Genomic DNA, 16954 nt, shown 5'->3' on the forward strand with positions numbered 1-16954 from the left:
TAAAATAAATATAATAAAGTATAAATAATTTATAGGAGCTAGTTATAAATGGAGGACCCTAAATTAACACCACTTATTATATTTACAGTTTGCGCAGCAGTAAATGATAACTTAGATAAGATAATAGCTATATATAAAAGTAATAAGTATATTGTAAAAGATCAAGTTAAGAAAATAGATAAAAAGGGTAAATTATTAAAGGTTAATAAAAATATTAAAAGTATTGGAAAAGACTTATTTAAATAGCAAAGAACGAATTTTTTTCGTTCTTTTCTCATTTAAATAAGTCTTTTGCTAAATTAGATAGTTCTTCATAATTTAATATTGTTATAAAGTTTTTATCCTTAGAGATAATTTTTTTATCACATAAGGATTTTATTACACGATTTAAATGTCTATAGCTAGAACCAAGAAGTTCGGAAATATGATTTAAACCATCTATTTCTAATGTTAAACTTTGGCTATTAGAAGGTAAGCTAGAAATTAAATAAGAAGCAAATCTATTTTCTAAGGGATAAAGTAAATTAATAGAGCTATAGCTAGAATTACTTCTAAGCTTTATATGCAATGAACTTATGATAAATCTTAAAAATATAGGATCATTATAAGCAAACTCTCTTATTTTATTAAAGGGAAATGCTAGTAAGGTACACTCCTCTAGAGATAAAACATTACAATCTGCAAGGGGATTATCCATAAATTCTAAATCACCCATTATAGAAAGTGGTCTATTAAAGCAAATAAGAAGACTTTTACCTGTAGATAAAAGAGTATATACCTTTGCTTTTCCTTGAACTAAAAAGTACATATAATCCATAGATTCATTTAATGTACAAATAAGCTCGTTTTTATCAAAAATATGTATTTCACAACATTGAATTAAATCATCATTAAAATAGTTTCGAAGAGAAAACTTTTTTATGTAATTTAAGGATAAATTATTATTAGAAATTTTTTTCACTTTATCACCTCAAAATAATTATATAATTATTTTCAAAATAGGACAAATGTCCTATTTATATTATACCTAATTTGGTAGTATTTATTTAATGATTTTGACATGTCTATAATTTATATAAATTACATAAACCAGGAGGAGATTTAATGAATAGTGCTTTAGCCTTACTTATAGGTGCAATTATATCTATAATGCTTTCCTTTAATGGAATGCTAGAAAAAAATATAGGAGGAACTTATGCATTAGTTGTTATACATATAGTAGGATTATTATGTATTTCAATAATTATGATAGTAAAAAGAGAAAAGATAAAAATAAATAAAAAAGTTCCAATTTATTTATTTAGTGGAGGAGCAATTGGAGTAGCGTTAACTTTAGTTAATATGGCTACTATAGGGGAAATAGGTGTTGCCTTAACAACAGCACTAGCAGTATTTGGACAATTAGTTTTTTCATCATTAATTGACCATTATGGATTATTTGGAATGACAAAGTATAAGTTTAATTCTAAAAAAATAGTTGGATTTATAATTGTAGCTATTGGTTTAATAGTTATGACAGTAGTATAGGAGGAGTTAAATATGTTAATGGTTATATTAGCAATTTTAGGTGGGATTTTAACTACATTATCTTTAGTTATAAATTCATCATTAGGAAAAAGAATAGGTGTACTGCAAAGTACATTAATAAATTATATAGTAGGTATTATATGTTCTTTAATAGTTTTAATTTTACTAGGATCATCTATGGATATATCTTTAGCTCAAATTAAAGAAATGCCATTTTATATTTTCTTAGGTGGATTATTAGGTGTAGTAGTAGTTTATTCATCAAATATAGTTATACCCAAAATACCTGTAGTATATAGTGCATTGCTTTTATTTATAGGTCAAATAGTTGCAGGGGTAATTATTGATTACTTTATCATAGGTGAGTTAGAAATAGGGAAAATTTTAGGTGGAATAATAGTTACAATAGGTATATTATATAATTCAAGAATAGATGCAAAATCTATATAATATCAAAAGATGGGGTGAAAAACTTTGAATTTTAAAAATATACATCATGTAGCTATAATAGCATCAGATTATATTAGGTCTAAGGAATTCTATGTAGATATCTTAGGACTTGAAATAATAAGGGAAGTTTATAGAGAAGAAAGAAATTCTTATAAGTTAGATTTAAAATTAGGAAATAATCAAATAGAGTTATTTTCATTTCCTAATCCACCTAAAAGGTTAACTAGACCAGAAGGATGTGGATTAAGACATTTAGCATTAAGTGTAGAAGATATTGATGATGCAGTAAAAGAGCTTAAGGATAATGGAATAGAAGTAGAAGATATAAGAATAGATGAGTTTACAAATAAAAGATTTACTTTTTTCCAAGATCCAGATGGACTGCCTTTAGAATTATATGAAGAATAAAAGAAGAAATGGATAAAAAGAGTTTAAGTTTTTAATAAAAAACCTTTAATAATAGACCTTAGTAGGATTGTTTTAATCTTACTAAGGTCTATTTATTTTAAAAATCTCTTTCTAAAATGCTTATTTTATTAGGATCTTCAAAATCCTTTAAGGATGTAATATTAAGACTTTCTAAAACATTATCTAGTGTTCTACTATGAGTAGCAACCTTTATAGCTGAATCATAAGCAAAGTTATCTACAGCAACCTTACCTTGCTGAGCAGGAATTAAAGCCTTAGGTCCACCAACGCATCCACCAACACATCCCATTCCTTCAATAAATGTAGCTTTTACTTCACCTTTTAAAGCACTATCTAAAATTGCTTTACAATCTTTAACTCCTTCTGCTTTAACAGCATTAAAGAATTGAAGTTTATCAGGATAAAGTTCCTCAATAGCTTCTTTAACAGCAATAGATACTCCACCTGTACGCGCATATAAACGCCCACCACGAGAAGCATATTCAATAGAAGGAACACCAGTAAGAGTTGAAGGAACTATTTCTAGAGCCTTAAATATTTCATCAACTTCTTGGAAGGTTAATACAAAGTCTATAGCTCCAGCCAAATCTTTTTCCTTTGCTTCAGCCTTTTTAGCTATGCAAGGTCCAATAAATACTACTTTTGCATCTTTATTTAATTCTTTTATAACCCTTCCTGCTGCAATCATAGGAGATACAGAAGGAGAAAGGTCTGGAACTAATTCCTTATAAACTCTTTTAAGCATGCCAACCCACATTGGACAGCAGCAAGAAGTAATCATTAAATCCTTATCACTATTTACATGCTTATCAAATTCTACAGCTTCCTTAATAGTAAGCATATCAGCAGCAAAAGCAACTTCTATCATATCAGTAAAGCCAAGCTTTATAAATGAGGCTCTAAGTTGGTCCATAGATACATTTTCACCAAATTGTCCACTAATAGCAGGTGCAACAGCTGCTATAACAGTTTTATTATTTTTAATTAAGTCCATTATAGGTATAAATTCAACCTTATCTAATATGTTACCACTTTTACAGACATCAACACATAAGCCACAGTTAATACAAGCTGTTGGATTAATTTTTGTAACCTTATTTTTAGTGTCATAAACTATGGCATCAAATGGACATGTTGCTTGGCATTTGAATTTATTTGAAGAGTCAGGAGCGCAATTAGCGTCACAGCTTTCAAGCTTTTCTATTATACGCTTATTAACTTGATAATCAGTTATAGCCTTTTTTAAATTATATAAGTAGTTATTATCATATTTTAAACTAACTCCACAAAGAGAACATATTACTGCAAATGTTTCTTGTGGTGATGTTTCGTGACATTCCATTATATGAGTAAGAACTTCATCAAAATTTCCATCATAATAAGACTTTATAAGGGTATCAAATAAATCATTATATTTATTGTTCATTAAAAGACCTCCAGTTTGTTTTAATAACAAGACTAAATTTTATATTATTCTTAGTATATATTTATTTGCTAAAAATAATACTTTTAAAGCAATATTTGTATAAAAAATATTAGGTATAAGAGTAGAATAATAAGATTTAATTAAAGAAAAAATATTTATAAGCTACTTTAATTTAAGGAGATATATTATGGAAGAATTAGTTTATAATGCTTATAAAATAGGAAAGGAAAATGATGCGATATTAAATGGAAACTTAAAGCTAGGTAGAGATGTAAATTGTTTATTATTTGCATTTTATTGTGAAGATACGCCCTTTTACAAGCACCTTTTTAAAGTATCTAAGGAAATAAGAAGTGTAAATAGAAAAGCTAAGAAAACTATAAAAAATGTGAAAAAAATCCTAAAAGATAATGGATTTAAAAAGATTTGGAGCAGGGGTATATTTTCGTTATATGGAGATTTAAGACCTTTAGCAGTGGAAGCTGGTTTTGGAAAGTGGGGAGAAAATGGACTTATACATAATGATATATATGGCTCTAATTTTTTAATTGTTGCAATATATTTTAAGTAATAAATTTAAAAGTTGTGTAGCAAATGGGAAGAGGTGAAAATAAGTATATAGTAATAAGAATTTTTATAGGAGAAAAACAGTATGATGAATATGCTTTTACAAAATATTATGGGAGGTCAAATGGGAGGCCTTATGGGCGGAATGAATGGAATGGGAGGAGGAATGGGTGGAAACCCATTAATGAACATGCTAATGGGTGGCATGGGCGGAATGAACGGTGGAGGAAACGGCGGCGGAATGGGCGGAAATCCGCTAAGTATGTTAATGGGAGGAATGAATGGCGGTGGAAATAACGGCGGAGGAATGGGTGGAAATCCATTAAGTATGTTAATGGGAGGAATGAATGGTGGCGGAAACAACGGAGGAGGAAACGGTGGAGGCATGGCAGGAAATCCATTAAGCATGTTAATGGGAGGAATGAATGGTGGCGGAAATAACGGAGGAGGAAACAGCGGAGGAATGGCAGGAAATCCATTAAGTATGTTAATGGGAGGAATGAATGGCGGTGGAAACAACGGAGGAGGAAATGCAGGAGGAATGGGTGGAAACCCATTAATGAACATGCTAATGGGTGGCATGGGAGGAAATGGTGGAGGAAATGCAGGAAATCCACTAAGTATGTTAATGGGAGGAATGAATGGAGGAGGAAACGGAGGAGGAATGGGTGGAAACCCATTAAGTATGTTGATGGGTGGAATGAATAATAGCGGTAATCAAAGACAACAGCAACCAGTACAGCAGCAAGTACCACAACAAAATATTCCTCAAAGTAATGGAACAGATATTGATTATTTAGTGGATATGCTTATGAGTGGTAGAGGAAATAATCAAAATATGCAAAGTCAAAACAACATGCAAAATAATATGCAAAATAATCCATTAAATATGATTATGCAAGGTATGGGCGGAAACATGAATGGAAATATGAATAGAAATATGAATAATGGAGGAAATAATTCTAGAAGTGGAGGAAAACGTCACCGTAAAGGAAGAAGATAATAATTTAATTATTAAAAGTTATTTATTATGGAATAGCTTTTAAAAAAAGCATTAACATTTATTGTTAATGCTTTTTTATTTATATTATATGTCATCCTTTTTTATATCTGATAATTCTATATCTACTGTATTTTGAAGATCTATATTATCTAAATATGTATCATCTTTAATATCTTCCTGTAAATTAATAGGCAAGGAAATAACAAAGGTGGTTCCTTCTCCTAAAACGCTAGAAACACTAATAATACCATTTTGTATTTCAATTAAACCTTTTGCAATAGATAGTCCAAGACCGCTACCTTCTTGTTCTCTACAAAAAGAAGAATCTACTTGATTAAACTTATCAAATACATGATTCAAGTCTTCTTTAGATATTCCAATACCTGAATCAGATACACTAATGTTAACTATATTTTCCTTTAGCCAAACCTTTATATCTATCCTTCCACCATTTTTAGTAAATTTAATTGAGTTAGATAATATATTTAAAAGTGCTCTTTCTAACTTTATAGAATCTATAGCCGTTAAAATTTCCTCTTCTTCAGTATCAAATACAACTTCAATTTTATTAGATTCTGCAAATGGAACTATTGAAAGAGCAGTGTCCTCCACTACTTCCACAATATTTTCAATCCTTAAATTTGCATTTATAAACCCCGTTTGGATCTTAGTTAAATCTAATATGTTATTTACTAATCTTAAAAGTCTTTGAGAGTTTTGATCAATATAATTTAGCTTTAATAAACAATCATCCTTATCAAAGATATTATTATTAAGCTTAAACCTTAAAAGTTTAGAGGTATTTAAAATTATATTAACAGGTGTTCTAAGTTCATGAGAAACTGTTGCTATAAACTCTGTTTTAAGTTTTTCAGACTTTTGTGCTTGTTGATATAAAAATTTATTCTTTTTTAAATCTCGCTTATGTATAATAATCCTAATTATTAAGTAAATAAATAAAGCTATAAATAAAATAATAGAAGACCAAAATAAGACTCTTAAAGGCATAGGTAATAATAAGTCAAATGCTCCTTTATTTATGTATATTGAATTCTCTGGAAGCTCTAAGGGGTTAATTCTATACTTAAATAAACTTTCATAGTCAAATACCACTTTTTCAGCAATATCCAAAATAGGAGTTATATTAGAAACTTTTTCACCATTTAGTATTCTAATTATTATATTAGCTATAGTTTCTCCATAGGATTGGCCCCAATCTACAATTCCACCTAATGCCCCAGCAAAAATATAAGGCTGTACCTTGGTGTAAAGAGGAGCATTATTAGCCTGTTTTATTTTATTTACTATATCGTTTAAGGTGGATATTTCATGGCCATCACTAGATAAGAAATCACCAACTATAATATTTGCTTGGTTAGGATTGGGATTTTGTTCAAGTATATGAATAATATCTTCTAAATAACTGCTTTGAATATAGTTAATTTTTATTGGTTTTATAAAATATCCTGATAAAACATTAAAGTCATTTATAACAGAATTTGAATAAGCAGCATTATCTAATATTAAGTTTATTTCATCTATATTATCATGTATTCTCAATATCATATTAACAAGCTCAATATTATCTTCTGCTTCAATTGCTCCGGTTATATAATTACGTTCTTCTAATGAAAGTGTTATTTCATTATTTACACCAGTAAAAATAATAGGTCTTCTGTAAAATATAGAGTTTTCATTATAAAGATTTTCCCTTGCTATATTAAAGGCCTCATCATCAATAGTTATAAAGGCATCAATATTATTATTTGAATACTTTAAATTTAAAAGTTCTATATAACTAGTAAGATATTCAGCGTCATTACGTTTTTTAATATCTAAATATTCATAACTAATATTTACAGGTTGGTTTTTTAGATTATTTTCTATTCCTTCTGAAACAAAAGATTCCCATTTGCTTGAGTTATTGTAAGAATTAATTACTACAACATTAAATTCATGTTCATGAGACATATCAGTAGAAAAAGCTAATATGTAAGGAGTAATGGAAAAAAACAATAAAAAGCTTATTAGTGTTGCAAAGATTTTTTTTAAAAAATTCATAGTTTTTTTACCTACTTTTCTAGTTTTATAAAATTATTGTGTATTAAAACATACAAAATTATTAAATAAAATTTTTTTTCATAAAGTATTATACAAAAAGCATACAAAAAAATCTATAAAAGTTTATAAATGCAATAATTATGTATATTATGTAAAATATCAGTAAAGAAATAATAAGAAATAAATATTTAGAAATTATGGAATATTAAGGATGAAACAAGTTAAAAAAATTTTAAAATAACAGAAAGAGTATAATTTTTGGAATAAATCCATTAAAAAATATTAAAAAGTATTAATAAAATATATGTTTTATGTACAGTAAAGTGTTATAATCAGTAAATACGATTCAAATAATTAAATTTAATTTTATTCTATAAATTTGAATTTAATAATTAGTTAGCAGGTGATTAAATGACGAATAAAAGATTTTTACCAATTAGTAAAGAAGATATGATTGAAAGAGGATGGGAACAATGTGACTTTGTTTTAGTTACAGGAGATGCTTATATAGATCATCATAGCTTTGGTACTGCTATAATTTCTAGAGTTTTAGAAAATGCAGGATACAAAGTAGGAATAATAGCTCAACCAGATTGGCATAGTACAGAAGACTTTATGAAGCTTGGAAGACCAAGATTAGGATTCTTAGTTAATGCAGGAAATATGGATTCCATGGTTAACCACTATACAGTAAGCAAAAGACTTAGAGAAAAGGACCTTTACACTCCAGGTGGAAGAATGGGGGCAAGACCAGATAGAGCAACTATAGTTTACTGTAATAAAATAAGAGAAGCTTATAGAAACATAAACATTGTTATAGGTGGAGTAGAAGCAAGTCTTAGAAGAATGGCTCACTACGATTACTGGGGCAATAATGTTAGAAATTCTATTCTTATAGATTCAGGTGCAGATTTACTTGTTTATGGAATGAGTGAAAAGCAAATAGTTGAAGTTGCAAATGCATTAAATGATGGATTTGACGCTAAGTACATAAGACATGTCAATGGAACATGTTACACAGTTGATTCATTAGATGAATTATATGGAGATTACATAGTACTTCCATCACAAAAGGAAGTAGCTTCTGATAAGATGAAATATGCAGAATCCTTTAAGATTCAAAATCAAGAGCAAGATCCTGTTAGAGGAAAGCAATTAGTTCAATTACATGGAAATAAATATGTAGTAGCTAATAAGCCAGAAATGCCTTTAAATAGAGAAGAACTTGATGAAGTATATGCACTTCCATATACAAAGGATTATCATCCTATATATAAGGACCAAGGTGGTATAGCTGCATTAGAAGAAGTTAAGTTTAGTGTTGTAAGTTCAAGAGGATGCTTTGGAAACTGCAATTTCTGTGCAATAACATTCCATCAAGGAAGAGCTGTTCAAAGTAGAAGTGAAGAATCAATTTTAGAAGAAGTAGTAGAAATTACAAATCTTAAAGACTTTAAAGGATATATACATGATGTAGGTGGGCCAACAGCAAACTTTAGAAAACCAGCTTGTAGTCATCAACTTACAATTGGTGCATGTAAACATAAAGAATGTTTAACTCCAAAGCCATGTAAAAACCTAGTTGTAGATCATACAGAATTCTTAAGTCTTTTAAGAAAGATTAGAAAGGTACCAAAGGTTAAAAAGGCCTTTGTACGTTCAGGACTTAGATATGACTATATTATGGCAGATAGAAATGATACTTTCTTTAAAGAGTTAGTTGAGCATCACGTAAGTGGACAATTAAAAGTTGCTCCTGAGCATGTTGCATCAAATGCTCTTAAATATATGGGTAAACCATCAGGTGATACATATGATAGATTTAGAGAAAAGTTCTTTAAGATAAATAAACAATTAGGAAAAGAGCAATATTTAATTCCTTACTTAATGTCAAGTCATCCAGGTAGTGGATTAAAGGAAGCAATAGAGCTTGCTGAATACTTAAGAGATACTAAGTATCAACCAGAACAAGTTCAAGACTTTTATCCAACTCCAGGAACATTATCAACAGCGATGTTCCATACAGGAATAGACCCAATATCAGGGGTAGAAGTATATGTTCCTAAAACTAAAGAAGAAAAAGCTATGCAAAGAGCCTTACTTCAATTTAAAAACCCTAGAAATTATAATCTTGTTTATGATGCTTTAATGAAGGCAGGAAGAGAAGATTTAATTGGTAATGGACCAAAATGCTTAATTCAATCTAAGGAAACTAGATATTTAGCAAGTATGAAAAAAGGTTCAGGATCAGGCTCAGGAACTGGATATAAGGGTAAAAACAATAAAAATAGCAAAAGTAAGAGTAAAGATGGTAGAGACAGCAGAGAAAATGAAAAAAGACAAGGTAAGATGAAACCAGGTCAATCAAGAGGTAAAGCTGGAAACAAAGAAAAGCTTTCAGAAAATGATCCAAGAGGAAGAAGAACTAGCTCAGCTCCAGCTAAAAAAAGCAGAGGACCAGCTAAAATGAGATTAAAAAAGAAAAGATAAGGTAAAAGAGGCTGCTTTTAGCAGTCTCTTTTTTATATAAAAATATATTTGGGCAAAATTTCAATAATGCATTAGTTAAAATCTATTTTATTATTAATTATATGTTAAGAAGAGCTGTATTGCTAAATTCAACTAGCAAAATAAAGAATTGTTATATATAATATGAAAATAAGAATATGCGAAAATTAAAAAAGGGGGGAATTTGATGAGTGAAGATATTAACAAATATAGTCATGGATGTACATTAGATTGTGCTGATGCTTGCAAGTTTGAAGTTTTAGTAGATGGGGAGGGTAACATTAAGATTACAGGAGATAAAACACATCCATATACTAAGGGATTTGTATGCAAAAAAGGATTAGCTCATTTAACTAGGCTTAATCATAAAGATAGAATATACAGTCCAATGATTAAAGAAAAAGGAAAGTGGAAGGAACTATCCTTTGAAAAGGCCTTAAATATTATGGCTGAAAAGCTTAGCTATTATAAAAAAAAACATTCTTCTAAATCTATATTGTTTTATGAGCAATATGGAAGTGGCTCTTCATTAAAAGGAATTGCAAATATATTCTTCAATTTCTATGGTGGAGTTACAAAATCAAAGGGAGGTCCTTGTTGGAGCGCAGGAATGCAGGGGCAAAAAATGGATTTTGGTGATGCAAGAAGTCATTCACTAGAGGATATGCTAAATAGTAAAAACATATTTGTATGGGGAAAAAATCCTGCATACACAACTATACATACAATGCAAATGATAAAAAAGGCACAAAGCAATGGAAGTAAAATTATAGTTATAGACCCTATCTTAACTCAAACAGGAAAGATGGCAGATTTATTTATAAGAATAAAGCCAGGTGGAGATGAAGCACTAGCATTAGCTATAGGTAAGATAATTATTGAAGAGCTAGGATGTGATAAAGATTTTATAGATAAATATACAAATGACTTTAATAGATATAAGGAATATATAAATTCTTTAAGTTTAAATAAGTTAAGTCAAATTTCAGGGGTTAATGAAGAGGAAATACGAAATTTAGCTAAGTTATATTCAGAAAAATATTCTACTATACTTTTAGGGTATGGAATTCAAAAGTATAAAAATGGTTGTAATACTATAAGAGCTATAGATGCACTTGGAGCAATAACTGGTCAAATAGGCTTTAGTGGTGGTGGAGTTAATTATGCAAATAAGGTTTATCCATCAGCAGTTAATTCAGACCCATATAATAGTGAGATTAATAATGAAGATAGATTATTTTATGTAAGTCATATAAGTGATTTTATTTTAGATTCCTTAAAGGGTGAAACTTATTATAAAGATAATATATATATTAAAGAAGAAAAAATAAAAGATAGTGAAAATATTAAAAGATTAAATATACCAATAAAAATGGCAGTTATAACTTCATCTAACTTATTAAATCAGCTACCTAACTTAAATAAGTTAGAAGAAGCTATGGAAAAAATAGAATTTAAGGTTTGCTTTGATATGTTTATGACTGATACTGCAAGAGCTTGTGATTTATTTATTCCATGTACTAATACTTTAGAAACAGAAGATATAATATATAGTTCTATGACTAATCCATATATAACTTACAATGAAAAAATTAAAGAACCTAAAAATAAATTAATGGATGAATATTATTTCTTTAGGGAACTTGCAAAAATAATGGAAATAAATAATTATCCAATGGTATCAAAAAGAGAATATTTAAATAAAATAATAAAGCCATTGAAAAATTTTGATAAAAATATTAGTCTAGAAGGATTAAAAAATAAACATTTTACAATTCATGATCCTATAGCCTGGAAGGATAAAGAATTTAAAACTAAGTCTTCAAAATTTAATTTCTATAATGGAGAGGTAGATTTAAAGAAAGTAAAAGATAATGGATTAAGATTATTAACTAATCATGGAGTAGATTCATTATCAAGTCAGCATTTTTTAGACAATGAAGAAATAGCAAAAGCTTATATAAATGAAGAAACAGCGAGATTTTATCAAATTAAAGATAAAGAAGTTGCTAGAATATATTCTAATAATGGGGAGGTTATTACTCAAATAAATATAGATAATAATATAGGAAATGATATTATTATGATGTATGTAGGTTGGTGGAAAAAGAATGGTAATCCTAATTTTTTAACTAATTCAGGAATATCAGATTTTGGGGGACAAATTACATATAATGAAACTTTTGTTCATATAAAAAAACTTTGATATGGTTTGTCAACTAATAATATTTATCAATTTATATTGACAGAATAAGGAGAGATATCTATATTTAAAATAGAGTTTAAAGTTTAGGAGTTCAAATGAAAAAAATAGATTTAACAAAGGGAAATGTTTTAAAAGTATTAACAACATTAGCTATTCCTATTATAGGAAGTTCACTACTTCAATTTACATATAATTTAGTAGATATGCTTTGGGTAGGTTCCTTAGGAAGTAATGCAGTAGCTAGTATAGGTTCATCTAGCTTTTTTATAGGACTTGGTTATTCAATTAACGCTTTAGTTGTAACAGGGACAGGAATAAAAGTAGCACATGCTATTGGAAGAAAAGATGATGAAGGAACGAAAAGATTTATAAATTCGGGATTAGTTTTAAACTTTGTAATAGGAATAGTCTTTGCTTTAATTTTAATAATATTTGGAAAAGGATTTATAAACTTTTTAAATGTAGAAAATTACGAAGTAAAGAGAGATGCCTATAGATATTTATTAATTAGTGCACCAACCTTATTTTTTGCATTCTTTAATTTTTTATATATAAGAATTTTTAATAGTTATGGAAATAATAAAAATGCGTTAAAAATAAGTGCTATTGGAATAATAATAAATATAGTATTAGACCCAATATTTATATATGGGCTTAAATTAGGAGTATTAGGGGCAGCTATAGCAACTTTAATAGCAACCTTAGTAATGTTTGTGTTATTTAATATATATGCAAAAGGGTTATTTAGAGTTAATATAAAAGATGTAGATTATGGAAAAGTAAAGGAAATAATAAAGTTAGGGGCTCCTATGTCCTTTCAAAGGGTTTTATTTACAGTAGTAAATATAATTTTAGCAAGAATAATAGGAAGCTTTGGATCAGATGCAATAGCAGCACAAAAAATAGGTTTACAAGTAGAATCAATAGTTTTAATGATAGTTGGAGGATTAAATGGAGCAATTTCAAGCTTTATTGGGCAAAATTACGGGGCTAAAGAATATAAAAGAATAAATAAAGGATATAATACTGCAATTACTATGGGAGTAATATATGCGACAACAGTATCAATTTTATTTATAATGGTGCCTGAATACTTAGTTAAAATATTTGTAAGTGAAGAGGGAACTATAAATATAGCAAGTAGCTATCTTATTATAATAGGATTTTCTCAAATATTTTCAAGTATAGAAATGATATCTAATGGAGTATTTACAGGACTTGGTGTTCCAAAAGTACCAGCTACAATAAGTATAATTTTCACCTTGCTTAGAATACCTATGGCATTGTTCTTAATAAGATACCTAGGTGTTAATGGGATTTGGTGGAGTATATCGATATCGAGTATATTAAAGGGAAGCACAGCTTTCTTAATATATCGCTTTATCATAAGGAAGGAGTATGTTAATGTTAAAAGTTCTTAAGACATTTGGGGATAGTAAATTTTTACTAGAAGGTAAGTTTGGAATCGAAAGGGAAAGCTTAAGAGTAAATAGTAATGGTAAATTATCTTTAAAGCCGCATCCAGATTCATTTGGAGGTAAATTAAGCAATCCTTATATAACAACGGATTTTTCAGAAAGTCAAGTAGAGTTAATAACACCTACTTTTAATACAATAGATGAAACATATAAGTTTTTAAATGCACTTTATGATATTGTTGCACTTGGAATTGAGGATGAGTATTTATGGCCACAATCTATGCCATGTGATATACCAGAAAATGATAGAATTCCAATTGCTGAATTTTGTGAGTGTAAGGTAGGATCTGAAGCAAGGGCATATAGAGAAAAGCTTTTAAAGAAGTATGGTGGAAAAAAGCAATTAATTTCAGGAATCCACTATAACTTTTCTTTTAATGAAATAATAATAAATAAGCTTTATAAGGAAAGTAATACAGATGAATCTTATAAGGAATTTAGAAATAATGTTTACTTAAAGGTAGTTAGAAATTATTTAAAATATAGATGGCTTCTTATTTACCTTTTAGGTGGAGCAGCAATTATTCATGAAAGCTATGATGCTGAATGTGCATCAAAGTTAGATAAGGTATCAGAAGGAAGTTTTTCTAATATAGGTGCAATTTCATATAGAAATAGTGAATGTGGTTATAAGAATAAAATTGATTTATTCCCAGACTATAATAGTGTTAAAGGCTATGTAGAAAGCGTAAATGAATTTGTAAGAGAAGGATTAATTGATAGCCATAAGGAACTTTATAGTCAAATAAGATTAAAGGCTTATGATAATAACAAATTTCTTCAATCATTATTAGATGATGGAATAAATTATTTAGAAATAAGAAGTATAGATATAAATCCTTTTAGTAAAACAGGAATAAGCCTTGAGGATTTAAATTTTATAAATATATTTACATTATTCTTACTTGTAGAAGAAGAAGATAATTATGACAAATGGCAAGAAGAAGCTCTTTATAACCAAAACTTAATAGCTAGATATGGTGAAGAGGAAATTATCTTAAAAAGACATGGAAAAATAGTAGATAAAAATGAATGGGCAATAGAAATATTAAACAAAATAAAAGCTATTAATGATGAGTTAAACTTAGGAAAAGAAGAAATCATAGATAATATGATAGAAAAAGTGGTAAATCCTAACTTAACTTATGCACATAGAATAAAGGAAATAGTAAAAGAAGAAGGTTATGTTGAAACTTATATAGGCCTTGCGAAGGAATATAAAAAGCAAGCATATGAAAATAGATTTAAGCTTCAAGGTTATGAGGATTTAGAGCTTTCTACACAAATATTAATGAAGGAAGCAATAAAAAGAGGTGTAAAGGTTGAGGTTTTAGATAGAGAAGACAACTTTATTTCTCTTAAAGCTAGAGGTAAGGTTGAGTATGTAAAACAAGCTACTAAAACTTCTAAGGATAATTATGTTACAGTTTTAGTAATGGAAAATAAGGTAGTTACAAAGGCAGTATTAAAGGAAAAAGATATTAAGGTTCCTAGTGGAGATGAATTTACTTCTATAGAAGAAGCTAAGGTAAACTTAATAAAATATGCAAATAAGCCTGTTGTAATAAAACCTAAATCTACTAACTTTGGTATTGGAATAAGTATATTCCCTAATGGAGCAAATGAAGAAGATTTAATTAAAGGCTTTGAAATTGCCTTTGAAAATGATAAAACTGTATTAATAGAAGAATTTATAAAAGGAAAAGAATATAGATTCCTAGTAGTTGGAGATGAGGTGCTTGGAATACTTCATAGAGTACCTGCAAATGTAATAGGAAACGGTAATTTTACAATAAGAGAGCTTGTTGAAGAAAAGAACAAAAGCTCCCTTAGAGGAAAGGGATATAAAACTCCTTTAGAAAAAATCCAATTAGATAAAAGTGCTGAATTGTTCTTAAAGCAAGTAAATAAGGATTTTGATTATATACCAGCTAAAGATGAAGTTGTGTATTTAAGAGAAAATTCTAATATAAGTACTGGTGGAGATAGTGTAGATTATACAGATGATATACCAGAAAAGTTTAAGAAAATTGCAGTAGAAGCATCAAAGGCTGCTGGAGCTGTTATATGTGGAGTTGATATGATTTTAGAAGATTATAATGATATTAATTCAAATTACGCAATTATAGAATTAAACTTTAATCCAGCAATTCATATACACTCTTATCCTTATAAAGGTAAGGAAAGAAATATAGCAGAAAAAATTCTTACACTTTTAGATATGTTTACTCAAGATTGTTAATAGTAAAAATTTAAATAAAGTTAGTAGACCTTCTATAAAAATTATTTATTAATTTTTATAGAAGGTCTCTTTTTATAAATAAAAGTAATTCCAATATTAAATTTCATTTATTTATAAAAAATAAGAATAAAAGTATTAAATATAGCTGAAATTATGATTATAAAACTATTATATAGTGAAAGGTAAAGTATATTGATGGCTAGATTTAAATGGAAACAAATATTAAATAAAAATCGTATTAGAGATTATAAAAGTACTAAAAGAACATTAGATTGCAGAGATGAATTTGAAAATGATTATGACAGAATTTTATTTAGTGCTTCATTTAGAAGATTACAAGATAAAGCACAAGTATTTCCTTTAGAAAAATTAGATTTTGTTAGAACAAGGCTTACTCACTCTTTAGAAGTATCATCTATTGCAAAGTCTTTAGCAATTAGTATTGGATATAAATTAATTGAACAAACATCGAATTTAGATGATAAGGTTAGTGCTTCAATGGTAGAGGATATGAGCAATATTTTAGCTTGTGCAGGGCTTATACATGATTTAGGTAATCCACCTTTTGGACACTTTGGAGAAGTTGCCATTAGAGAGTGGTTTGATGATAAATTAAGTAAAAACCATGATAATACATATACTTTTAGTTATGATAAATATAAATTTAATTTAGATAAACAAGAAGCGTTAGACTTATTAAACTTTGAAGGAAATGCACAAGGTTTAAGGATTTTAACAAAGCTACATTTTGTTATAGATAGATATGGAATGAATTTAACTACAGGAGTATTAAGTTCAGTAATAAAATATCCAATTTCATCTTTAGAATTAGAAGATAGTAATCTAAGCAAAATGGGTTATTATAAATCAGAAGAAGCTGTTTTTAAGGAAATAGCAGATGATACTAATATAAGGGGGGGAAGAAATCCTTTGGTATATATCTTAGAGGCAGCTGATGATATTGCATATCTTTTAGGAGATTTAGAAGACGCATTTAATAAAAAGATAATATCTCATGATATCTTTAAAATGAAGTATGAAGAGTTTATTAAAGAAG

At 28.2% G+C, this 16954-nt stretch carries 14 protein-coding genes; 11 read left to right on the forward strand and 3 right to left on the reverse strand.

The window, feature by feature from the left end:
* Positions 1-48 precede the first annotated feature (48 nt).
* Positions 49-246 carry a hypothetical protein gene (locus ACRDBA_RS15085; protein WP_438573753.1) on the forward strand — a complete coding sequence of 66 codons (198 nt, stop codon included), beginning with the start codon at positions 49-51 and terminating at the stop codon, positions 244-246.
* 28 nt (positions 247-274) lie between these two features.
* Here ACRDBA_RS15085 and ACRDBA_RS15090 read toward each other — a convergent pair whose 3' ends face one another.
* The gene (locus tag ACRDBA_RS15090; protein WP_438573754.1) at positions 275-961 is read right to left on the reverse strand and encodes a Crp/Fnr family transcriptional regulator; all 687 of its coding nucleotides are present in this window, start codon (positions 959-961) and stop codon (positions 275-277) included.
* Positions 962-1104: 143 nt separating this feature from the next.
* On the opposite strand from ACRDBA_RS15090, the gene ACRDBA_RS15095 reads away from it, so the two are divergent.
* From ACRDBA_RS15095 to gloA2, 3 genes are read left to right on the forward strand one after another with little or no spacing between them, the layout of a single operon-like run.
* The gene (locus tag ACRDBA_RS15095; protein WP_438573755.1) at positions 1105-1527 is read left to right on the forward strand and encodes a DMT family transporter; all 423 of its coding nucleotides are present in this window, start codon (positions 1105-1107) and stop codon (positions 1525-1527) included.
* 12 nt (positions 1528-1539) lie between these two features.
* Positions 1540-1977, forward strand: coding sequence for a DMT family transporter (locus tag ACRDBA_RS15100; RefSeq protein WP_438573756.1), 438 nt, complete (start codon positions 1540-1542; stop codon positions 1975-1977).
* A 24-nt stretch (positions 1978-2001) separates the two neighbouring features.
* The gene (gene gloA2 / locus ACRDBA_RS15105; RefSeq protein WP_438573757.1) at positions 2002-2385 is read left to right on the forward strand and encodes an SMU1112c/YaeR family gloxylase I-like metalloprotein; all 384 of its coding nucleotides are present in this window, start codon (positions 2002-2004) and stop codon (positions 2383-2385) included.
* A 97-nt stretch (positions 2386-2482) separates the two neighbouring features.
* On the opposite strand, the gene ACRDBA_RS15110 is transcribed toward gloA2, so the two are convergent.
* Positions 2483-3832, reverse strand: coding sequence for a [Fe-Fe] hydrogenase large subunit C-terminal domain-containing protein (locus ACRDBA_RS15110; RefSeq protein ID WP_438573758.1), 1350 nt, complete (start codon positions 3830-3832; stop codon positions 2483-2485).
* A 187-nt stretch (positions 3833-4019) separates the two neighbouring features.
* Between ACRDBA_RS15110 and ACRDBA_RS15115 the strand changes: the two genes are divergently transcribed.
* Complete coding sequence (locus ACRDBA_RS15115) at positions 4020-4403, forward strand: hypothetical protein (protein WP_438573759.1); 384 nt, start codon at positions 4020-4022, stop codon at positions 4401-4403.
* 81 nt (positions 4404-4484) lie between these two features.
* Positions 4485-5402 carry a hypothetical protein gene (locus ACRDBA_RS15120; protein ID WP_438573760.1) on the forward strand — a complete coding sequence of 306 codons (918 nt, stop codon included), beginning with the start codon at positions 4485-4487 and terminating at the stop codon, positions 5400-5402.
* 84 nt (positions 5403-5486) lie between these two features.
* Here ACRDBA_RS15120 and ACRDBA_RS15125 read toward each other — a convergent pair whose 3' ends face one another.
* Positions 5487-7463 (reverse strand): ATP-binding protein, encoded by a 1977-nt coding sequence (locus ACRDBA_RS15125; RefSeq protein WP_438573761.1) that lies wholly within the window; start codon positions 7461-7463, stop codon positions 5487-5489.
* Between the two features lie 411 nt (positions 7464-7874).
* Between ACRDBA_RS15125 and ACRDBA_RS15130 the strand changes: the two genes are divergently transcribed.
* From ACRDBA_RS15130 to dgt, 5 genes are all read left to right on the forward strand, one after another.
* On the forward strand, positions 7875-9953 hold the full coding sequence (locus ACRDBA_RS15130) for a YgiQ family radical SAM protein (RefSeq protein ID WP_438573762.1): 2079 nt from the start codon (positions 7875-7877) through the stop codon (positions 9951-9953).
* A gap of 205 nt (positions 9954-10158) precedes the next feature.
* On the forward strand, positions 10159-12177 hold the full coding sequence (locus ACRDBA_RS15135) for a molybdopterin-dependent oxidoreductase (RefSeq protein ID WP_438573763.1): 2019 nt from the start codon (positions 10159-10161) through the stop codon (positions 12175-12177).
* 95 nt (positions 12178-12272) lie between these two features.
* Positions 12273-13598: an MATE family efflux transporter gene (locus tag ACRDBA_RS15140; protein WP_438573764.1), complete on the forward strand. Its 1326-nt coding sequence runs from the start codon at positions 12273-12275 to the stop codon at positions 13596-13598.
* Entirely contained in the window at positions 13582-15897 is a 2316-nt protein-coding gene (gene gshAB / locus ACRDBA_RS15145) for a bifunctional glutamate--cysteine ligase GshA/glutathione synthetase GshB (protein ID WP_438573765.1), read from the forward strand. Before ACRDBA_RS15140 ends, gshAB begins: the two co-directional genes overlap by 17 nt.
* A 195-nt stretch (positions 15898-16092) precedes the next feature.
* Positions 16093-16954, forward strand: an 862-nt coding sequence (gene dgt, locus ACRDBA_RS15150) for a dGTP triphosphohydrolase (RefSeq protein ID WP_438573766.1), incomplete at its 3' end; no start/stop codon positions are given.

Origin of the sequence: Clostridium sp., from assembly GCF_051654825.1 — a bacterium.
GTDB lineage: Bacteria > Bacillota > Clostridia > Clostridiales > Clostridiaceae > Clostridium.

Excerpts from the sequence above, each read along its gene's own strand:
- ACRDBA_RS15085 (WP_438573753.1), top strand. The coding sequence starts at position 49 with ATGGAGGACCCTAAATTAACACCACTTATTATATTTACAGTTTGCGCA.
- ACRDBA_RS15095 (WP_438573755.1), top strand. The coding sequence starts at position 1,105 with ATGAATAGTGCTTTAGCCTTACTTATAGGTGCAATTATATCTATAATG.
- ACRDBA_RS15100 (WP_438573756.1), top strand. The coding sequence starts at position 1,540 with ATGTTAATGGTTATATTAGCAATTTTAGGTGGGATTTTAACTACATTA.
- ACRDBA_RS15110 (WP_438573758.1), bottom strand. The coding sequence starts at position 3,832 with ATGAACAATAAATATAATGATTTATTTGATACCCTTATAAAGTCTTAT.
- ACRDBA_RS15115 (WP_438573759.1), top strand. The coding sequence starts at position 4,020 with ATGGAAGAATTAGTTTATAATGCTTATAAAATAGGAAAGGAAAATGAT.
- ACRDBA_RS15120 (WP_438573760.1), top strand. The coding sequence starts at position 4,485 with ATGATGAATATGCTTTTACAAAATATTATGGGAGGTCAAATGGGAGGC.
- ACRDBA_RS15125 (WP_438573761.1), bottom strand. The coding sequence starts at position 7,463 with ATGAATTTTTTAAAAAAAATCTTTGCAACACTAATAAGCTTTTTATTG.
- ACRDBA_RS15130 (WP_438573762.1), top strand. The coding sequence starts at position 7,875 with ATGACGAATAAAAGATTTTTACCAATTAGTAAAGAAGATATGATTGAA.
- ACRDBA_RS15135 (WP_438573763.1), top strand. The coding sequence starts at position 10,159 with ATGAGTGAAGATATTAACAAATATAGTCATGGATGTACATTAGATTGT.
- ACRDBA_RS15140 (WP_438573764.1), top strand. The coding sequence starts at position 12,273 with ATGAAAAAAATAGATTTAACAAAGGGAAATGTTTTAAAAGTATTAACA.
- gshAB (WP_438573765.1), top strand. The coding sequence starts at position 13,582 with ATGTTAAAAGTTCTTAAGACATTTGGGGATAGTAAATTTTTACTAGAA.